Source organism: Streptomyces iconiensis (assembly GCF_028657195.3).
Classification (GTDB): Bacteria; Actinomycetota; Actinomycetes; order Streptomycetales; family Streptomycetaceae; genus Streptomyces; species Streptomyces iconiensis.
The window spans coordinates 47,437-55,855 of sequence record NZ_JANCPR020000061.1 but is presented as its reverse complement, the minus strand read 5'-3'; the positions used below and the strand labels follow the sequence as shown (position 1 = coordinate 55,855).

Sequence of the window (8,419 nt, the reverse complement as noted above, 5' to 3'; positions counted from 1 at the left end):
CCCCCCCTGGGGCCGCCCCCTCTCGCTGTTCAGTGGCCCGGGGCGATCTCGATGGCCGTACAGCGCCACCGCTTGTCCGGGCACAGTTCCAGGCGGAAGGCCATGGCGCGCTGGTCGGACCCCGTGGCGACGCGTGCGAAGGCTTCGATGATGCCCTGGCGTGGCTGGCAGCCCCGTGCTTCGAGCACCGCTGGAGTGCTGCGGTCCGCGCCGCGCGGGCGCAGCGGGGACAGGGGCGCGAGGGCGGCCAGCCGGTCGTAGGCGGCGCCCTTGGTGTGCGCCAGGAGCGTGTGCACGGGGCACTGGCCGCTGAGGACGAGCAGGAGCCGGCGCGCGAACCAGAACGGTGGCTGCCGCTCGCGCTCGCGGTGTGCTGCCGCCCGCAGGGCCGAGTCTGCCGGGCGGCGGCTGTCGCGCCTGCCGGGCGGCCGGGACGCCGCGCCCCTGCCTGGACCGCGCCCCGCACGCCTGCGGGGACCCGATCCTGCACGGGCTCCGGAGGGTGCGGCGCGGCGGGGCTCGGGCACCGGCGCGGGGGCGTGCGGGTCGGTGCCGTTGCTGTCCGGCGTCGTAGGCGTGGTCATGGGCTGCTCCCCCGTGGAACGTGCCGGGCCCGGCAGGGCCGGCTGGATTACCGGTCAGTAACCGGCTGCTGACCACGGTTGTAGCCCGGTGTTCCCTCAGGTCGCAATGGGTCGGTGGAGGCGGGGGTGAACGCTGGGGAAGTTCCCCTATCTGGATGGCGGCCCGGTGACGCGTTGACGTGGCAGGTCGTCCACCTGCGGTTTTGCGGTTCCTGGGAGGGCGCGGGTGACGGCCGCGCCCCCGGTTGAGGGCCCGTATGCTGACGGAGCACCCGGTCCGGCGATACACGAAAGCGGCAGCCATGCGCGTCTATGTCCCTCTGACCCTGCCCGCTCTCCGCGAGGCGCACGGTGCGGGCGAGCTGGGCCCAGGCCCCTTCGAGGCGTACGCCGTGACCCCCGGACTCCGCGAGTGGTACGCCTCGGACGCTTCCGAGGAGGACGAGGAGTTGGAGTACGCCGCGCTCGGCCGCGCGGCGCTCGCGTCACTGCGGCTGCTCGCCGCTGACGGTGAGGCGCCGCGGCGCCGCGTGGTCGTGGCCGCCGAGGTGCCGGACGGCGACGTCGTGGCGGACCCGGACATCACGCTGGACGAGGCGGTCGGCAGGGTGCGTCTGGCGGCGGCCGTGCCGATGGCGAAGGCGGCGGCCGTGCACGTCGACGCGGACGACGCCGAGCGGGACGTGGCGGCGGCTGCCGGTGCGCTGGCGGCTGCGGCGGAAGGCGACGAGGACGCGGGCCTGGCGGTGGACGGCGCTGAGGACCACGAACTGCTGTGGTTCGCGGTCCAGGAGATCCCGGCACTGCTCGGCTGACCCCGGCTGAGCTGCGGAAACCCGGTTGGTCCCCGTACGCAGCCGGGGAAAAGCGCTGTCGCGTTGTCAGAGGCGGCACGTACCGTCGGGAGCATGGTCTTGGGGCAGCAGAGCGCTGGGGTGAACGGCCGGGCGGCGCACATCGTATGGGACTGGAACGGAACGCTCCTTCACGACATCCATGCCGTGATAGACGCGACGAACGCGGCGTTCGGCGAGCTGGGCATGCCGCCGATCACGCTGGAGAGATACCGGGAGCTGTACTGCGTTCCCGTGCCGCGCTTCTACGAGCGGCTGCTGGGCCGGGCGCCCAGCGGCAGTGAGTGGCGGGTCATGGACGAGACCTTCCACCGGCACTACTGGCAGCGCGCTTCCAGCGCCGGCCTCGCCGACGGCGCTGCCGAACTGCTGGCGTCCCGGCAGGCGGCCGGGGGCACGCAGTCGCTCTGCTCGCTCGCGCCGCACGTCTGACTGCTGCCGCTGCTGCGCGACCACGGAATCGACCGGCACTTCCTGCGCGTCGACGGTGCCGTCGGTCCCTCGGGCGGGGGCAAGGCGGCGCAGATGGTGCGGCACCTCCAGGCGCTGGAGAGCGTCGATCCCGCCAGGACGGTGGTGATCGGGGACGCGGTGGACGACGCCCTGGCAGCGGCGCACGCGGGCGCGCTCGCGGTGCTGTTCACGGGCGGGTCCCACAGCAGGGCCAGCCTGGAGGAGGCGGGCGTTCCGGTGGTCGACAGCCTGCGGGAGGCCGTGGACACGGCCGAGCGGCTGGCCACCGGGTGAGCGTTGGCCGTTGACCCCTGACCCCTGACCCCTGACCCCTGACCCCCCCCGACCGCCGACCGCGCGAGCCGTCGTTTCCTCGCCCCGTCCTCGCCGCAGGCCCCGTCGCGCCCCCGTGTGGTGCCGGGCCGGTGTACGTCACGTCCAGGCAGGCCAGGCAGGCCAGGCAGGCTCGTCGGGCCAGGTCACGTCACGGGAGCCTTGGTGCGGAGGACCGTGAGGAATTCGCGCATCCAGCTGGAGTGGTCGGGCCAGGCGCGGGAGGAGACGAGGGTGCCGTCGACCACGACCTCCGCGTCCTGGTACTCGGCCCCCGCCGACTGCATGTCCATCTCCAGCGCGGGATAGCACGTCACCCGCCGCCCGCTCAGGGCCCCGATGGCAGCCGTGAGCAGGGGGCCGTGGCAGATCTGGGCCACGGGCTTGTCCGCGTCGAAGAACGCCTTGAGGACCTTGCGCAGTTCGGGGTCGTTGCGCAGGTACTCCGGGGCCCTGCCACCGGGGATCACCAGAGCGGCGTACTGGCCGGGATCGATTTCCGAGAAGGCCAGGTCGGCCGGCCAGGTGTACCCCGGCTTCTCGGTGTAGGTGTCGAAGCCGTCCTCGAAGTCATGGATGACGAACCGCAGCGTCTTGCGGGAGGGCGCGGCGAGGTGCACGTTGTAGCCTTCCTCGCGCAGCCGCTGGTAGGGGTAGAGCACTTCGAGGGACTCGGCCGCGTCGCCGGTCACGATCAGGATGTTCGCGGTCATGCCGTGTCCACCTCCCGGGGAACGGAACCGGTATGGGTCCGGACGGAACCGCGCGCTGTGGCGGTCCCGTACCGGCCAACGTCCTCCGGTGCGGCGGCTTTGCCAAGGGTGCGGTCCGGTTTCGGACCGTCGCTGCCAGAACGGCAAACCGCACTCGCATTTTTGTACACATAAGGCCCATGACGGGTCCTGGGCCCGGGGCGATAGCCTTACCTACGTGATCAGCGCGATATCCACCGGAGGATCCGCCCTCGGGGCCGCCTCCGCAGAGCGCCCCCCGCGCGACAGCGTGCGGGGCGCCGCTGGTCGTATCTCCCGGCACCGCGGCGGACCCGAGCGGACACCCCGCGTCCCGACGCCGTGCCTTCACCACCGCAACGTCACGCAACGGCGCGCGACAGGAGCCAGAGGACATGCAGACCAAGCTGGATGAAGCAAAAGCCGAGCGGCTGGCAGAGGCCGCACGGGTGGCTGAACAGAGCCCGGCCGGGGGACACCACCCGGTACAGGGGCTTGAGGACGACGCCCTTGGCGCGTATCTCCAGCGGTACTACCTGCACACCGCGCCCGAGGACCTCACTGACCGTGACCCGGTCGACATTCTCGGGGCCGCTCTCGCCCACTACCGACTCGCGCAGGACCGGCCGCAGGGCACGGCGAACGTCCGCGTCTATTCCCCGTCCATCGATGAGAACGGCTGGTCGTGCACGCACACGGTCGTCGAGATCGTCACCGACGACATGCCCTTCCTTGTCGACTCGGTGACCAATGAGCTGTCCCGCCAGGGCCGCGGTATCCACGTCGTCATCCACCCGCAGATGGTCGTGCGCAGGGACCTGACAGGGAAGCTGCTGGAGGTGCTCGCGGCAGGCCGTGACGAGCACTCCTCGGTGGCCGAGGCGAAGGCGGCGCGGGACGAGCTGCCGCACGACGCGCTCATCGAGTCCTGGATCCATGTCGAGATCGACCGTGAGACCGACCGCGAGGACCTCCGGCAGATCGACACCGATCTGCTGCAGACGCTCTCGGACGTACGGGAGACCGTCGAGGACTGGCAGAAGATGCGGGGCGCCGCGCTCCGTATCGCCGACGAGCTGCCCGACGAGCCCACCGACGACCTGCCCGAGCAGGAGATCGAGGAGGCCAGAGAGCTGCTGCGCTGGCTCGCCGACGATCACTTCACCTTCCTCGGGTACCGCGAGTACGAGCTGGACGCCGAGCCGACCGGCAAGGGCGGCAAGGAGGGTGAGGAGCTGAGCCTCAACCCCGTCGCCGGTTCGGGCCTGGGCATCCTGCGCTCCGACCCGCACCACAGCGCGGATGACGGGCACCCCGTCTCGCCGTCGTTCAACAGGCTGCCGGCCGACGCACGCGCAAAGGCGCGCGAGCACCGGCTGCTGGTACTCACCAAGGCGAACAGCCGCGCGACGGTGCACCGTTCCTCGTACCTCGACTACGTCGGGGTCAAGAAGTTCGATGCCGAGGGCAACGTCGTCGGCGAACGGCGCTTCCTCGGGCTCTTCTCCTCCGCCGCCTACACCGAGTCGGTGCGGCGCGTGCCCGTCATCCGGCGCAAGGTCGCCGAAGTGCTGGACGGCGCGGGCTTCACGCCCGACAGCCACGCGGGGCGTGACCTCCTCCAGATCCTGGAGACCTATCCGCGCGACGAGCTGTTCCAGACGTCGGCCGACCAGTTGCGCTCGATCGTCACTTCCGTTCTCTACTTGCAGGAACGCCGCAAACTGCGGCTCTACTTGCGCAAGGACGAGTACGGGCGGTACTACTCCGCGCTGGTCTACCTGCCCCGTGACCGCTACACAACGGGGGTCAGGCTGCGGCTGACCGACATCCTCACCGAGGAACTGACCGGTACGAGCGTCGACTTCACCGCCTGGAACACCGAATCGGTGCTCTCCCGGCTGCACTTCGTCATCCGCGTCAAGCCCGGGGCAGAGCTGACCGAGGTGACGGACGCCGAGGCGGACCGTATCGAGGCACGGCTGGCCGAGGCGGCGCGCTCATGGGCCGACGGCTTCAACGAGGCCCTCGTCTCGGAGTGCGGAGAGGAGCGCGCGGCCGAGCTGGCCCACCAGTTCGCGCACGCGTTCCCCGAGGGCTACAAGGCGGACTTCTCGCCCCGCGCCGCCGTCGCCGACCTCCAGCACATCGAGTCCCTGACGCAGAGCGCCGACGAGAGCGACTTCTCGCTGAGCCTGTACGAGCCGGTCGGCGCCGCACCGGGCGAGCGCCGCTTCAAGATCTACCGCACCGGCCGCCCCGTGTCGCTCTCGGCCGTGCTGCCCGGGCTGCAGGCGATGGGCGTGGAGGTCGTGGACGAGCGGCCGTACGAGCTGCGCCGTGCGGACCGTACGGCGGCGTGGATCTACGACTTCGGGCTGCGGATGCCCGACACGAAGAAGGGCCTGGACGAAGACGCCAGGGAACGCTTCCAGGACGCCTTCAAGGCCGTGTGGAACGGCAGTGCGGAGAACGACGGGCTCAACGCGCTCGTGCTGTCCGCCGGGCTGACCTGGCGGCAGGCCATGGTGCTGCGCGCCTACGCGAAGTACCTGCGGCAGGCCGGTGCCACCTTCAGCCAGTCCTACATCGAGGACACGCTGCGCGGGAACGTACATACGACGCGGCTGCTCGTCAGCCTGTTCGAGGCTCGTCTGGACCCGGCCCGGGTCAACGCCGGGCACGAGCTGACCGACGGGCTGCTGGAGGAGCTGAACGGCGCCCTCGACCAGGTCGCCAGCCTGGACGAGGACCGCATCCTGCGCTCCTTCCTCACGGTCATCAACGCCACCTTGCGGACGAACTACTTCCAGACCGCGAGCGACGGCTGCCCGCACACCTATGTGTCGATGAAGCTCGACCCGCAGGCCATCCCCGACCTGCCGGCGCCGCGTCCGAAGTACGAGGTGTGGGTGTACTCCCCGCGCGTCGAGGGCGTCCACCTGCGCTTCGGCAAGGTCGCGCGCGGTGGTCTGCGCTGGTCGGACAGGCGTGAGGACTTCCGTACGGAGATCCTCGGGCTGGTCAAGGCACAGGAGGTCAAGAACACCGTCATCGTGCCCGTCGGCGCCAAGGGCGGGTTCGTCGGCAAGCAGCTGCCCGACCCCGGCGTGGACCGCGACGCCTGGCAGGCGGAGGGAATCGCCTGCTACAAGACGTTCATTTCCGGGCTGCTCGACATCACCGACAACCTGGTCGGCGGCGAGGTCGTGCACCCCGAGAACGTGGTGCGGCACGACGAGGACGACACCTACTTGGTCGTCGCGGCCGACAAGGGGACGGCGACGTTCTCGGACATCGCCAACGAGGTCGCCGTCTCCTACGGCTTCTGGCTCGGCGACGCCTTCGCCTCCGGCGGCTCGGCGGGCTACGACCACAAGGGCATGGGCATCACGGCGCGCGGCGCCTGGGAGTCCGTCGAGCGGCACTTCCGCGAGCTGGGTCACGACACCCAGACCCAGGACTTCACCGCCGTCGGTGTCGGTGACATGTCGGGCGACGTGTTCGGCAACGGCATGCTGCTGTCCGAGCACATCCGGCTGGTGGCCGCCTTCGACCACCGGCACATCTTCCTCGACCCGAACCCGGAGGCAGCCAGCTCGTACGCTGAGCGCCGCCGCCTGTTCGAGCTGCCCCGGTCCTCCTGGGCCGACTACAACACCCAGCTGATCTCGGCCGGAGGCGGCATCCACCCGCGCTCGGCCAAGTCCGTACCGATCACGCCGCAGGTGCGCGCGGCCCTCGGCATCGAGTCCGGGGTCAGCAAGATGACCCCGGCCGAGCTGATGAAGGCCATCCTGTGCGCACCCGTCGACCTGCTGTGGAACGGCGGCATCGGCACCTACGTGAAGGCGTCGACGGAGTCCAACGCGGACGCGGGCGACAAGGCCAACGACGCCATCCGCGTGGACGGCCAGGACCTGCGGGTCAAGGTCGTCGGCGAGGGCGGCAACCTGGGCTGCAGCCAGCTCGGCCGGATCGAGTTCGCCCGTAGCGGCGGCAAGATCAACACCGACGCGATCGACAACAGCGCGGGAGTGGACACCTCCGACCACGAGGTGAACATCAAGATCCTGCTCAACGCGGTCGTCGCGGAAGGTGACATGACCGTCAAGCAGCGCAACGCGCTGCTCGCCGAGATGACGGACGAGGTCGGCGAGCTGGTGCTGCGCAACAACTACGCGCAGAACGCCGCGCTCGCCAACTCCGGAGCGCAGGCCGCCAGCCTTCTGCTCGCCAACCAGCGGCAGATGCGCCGGCTGTCCAAGGAGGGCAAGCTCGACAGGGCGCTCGAATTCCTGCCCACCGACAGGCAGGTCCGTGAGCGGCACGCCAACGGGCAGGGACTCAGCCAGCCGGAGCTGGCCGTCCTGCTCGCGTACACCAAGATCACGGTGACGGACGAGCTGATCGGCACCTCGCTGCCGGACGACGGCTACCTCCAGCAGCTGGCGTACGCGTACTTCCCCAAGCCGCTGCGCGAGCGGTTCAGCCAGCAGATCGACACCCACGCGCTGCGTCGCGAGATCGTGACGACCGTGCTGGTCAACGACACGGTCAATACGGGGGGTTCGACCTTCCTGCACCGGATGAAGGAGGAGTCGGGCGCCTCGACCGAGGAGATCGTGCGGGCCCACACGGCGGCCCGCGCCATCTTCCGCCTGGGCGACATCTGGGACGAGGCCGAGGCGCTGGACAACGTCGTCGCGGCCGACGTGCTCACCGGCATCAGGCTGCGCTCGCGGCAGCTCGTCGAGCGCGGCACCCGCTGGCTGCTGAACAACCGCCCGCAGCCGCTGATGCTGGCCGACACGATCGAACTGTTCAATGAGCGCGTCGAGTTGGTCTGGGCGGAGCTGCCCAAGCTGCTCAAGGGCGACGACCTGAAGTGGCACCAGAAGACCTACGACGAACTGTCGGGGGCCGGGGTGCCGTCCGCGCTGGCACTGCGCGTCGCGGGCTTCGCCGCCGCGTTCTCCGCGCTGGACGTGGTCGCCGTCGCGGGCCGTACGGGCAAGGATCTGCTGGACGTCGCCGCGGTCTACTACGACCTGGCCGACCGGTTGGGGATCACCCAGCTCCAGGGGCGCGTCAGCGAGCTGCCGCGCGCCGACCGCTGGCAGTCCATGGCCCGCTCCTCCATCCGCGAGGACCTCTACGCGGCGCACCAGCTCCTCACCGCCGACGTGCTCGCGGCGGGCAACGGCACGGCGACGGCGGAGCAGCGGTTCGCCGCATGGGAGGAGAAGAACCGGGCGATCCTCGTACGGGCGAGGGGCACGCTGGACGAGATCCAGAGCTCGGAGACGTTCGACCTGGCCAACCTGTCGGTCGCCATGAGGACGATGCGGACGCTGCTGCGCAGCAACCGCTGACCCCCGCGTGACCGTCAGCCACGGCTGACGGCAGGAAGCACCCTCCCGCCCCGGGAGGGTGCTTCTTCTCGAACCGGTTCCCCGTGCTT

The 8,419-nt window shown here is 70.5% G+C and carries 4 protein-coding genes and 1 pseudogene; 3 read left to right on the top strand and 2 right to left on the bottom strand.

Features of this window, described 5'->3' with window-relative positions:
- Positions 1 to 29 precede the first annotated feature (29 nt).
- Entirely contained in the window at positions 30 to 584 is a 555-nt protein-coding gene (locus NMN56_RS37820; RefSeq protein WP_274045962.1) for an Rv3235 family protein, read from the bottom strand.
- Between the two features lie 302 nt (positions 585 to 886).
- Here NMN56_RS37820 and NMN56_RS37815 point away from each other — a divergent pair, with 302 nt between their 5' ends.
- Positions 887 to 1,399: a DUF6912 family protein gene (locus tag NMN56_RS37815; protein WP_274045963.1), complete on the top strand. Its 513-nt coding sequence runs from the start codon at positions 887 to 889 to the stop codon at positions 1,397 to 1,399.
- Between the two features lie 93 nt (positions 1,400 to 1,492).
- A pseudogene (locus NMN56_RS37810) lies at positions 1,493 to 2,185 on the top strand (HAD family hydrolase).
- Positions 2,186 to 2,370: 185 nt separating this feature from the next.
- On the opposite strand, the gene NMN56_RS37805 reads toward NMN56_RS37810, so the two are convergent.
- Complete coding sequence (locus tag NMN56_RS37805; RefSeq protein WP_274045965.1) at positions 2,371 to 2,937, bottom strand: DJ-1/PfpI family protein; 567 nt, start codon at positions 2,935 to 2,937, stop codon at positions 2,371 to 2,373.
- A gap of 413 nt (positions 2,938 to 3,350) precedes the next feature.
- On the opposite strand from NMN56_RS37805, the gene NMN56_RS37800 reads away from it, so the two are divergent.
- Positions 3,351 to 8,330 (top strand): NAD-glutamate dehydrogenase, encoded by a 4,980-nt coding sequence (locus tag NMN56_RS37800; protein ID WP_274045966.1) that lies wholly within the window; start codon positions 3,351 to 3,353, stop codon positions 8,328 to 8,330.
- Positions 8,331 to 8,419: the final 89 nt, after the last annotated feature.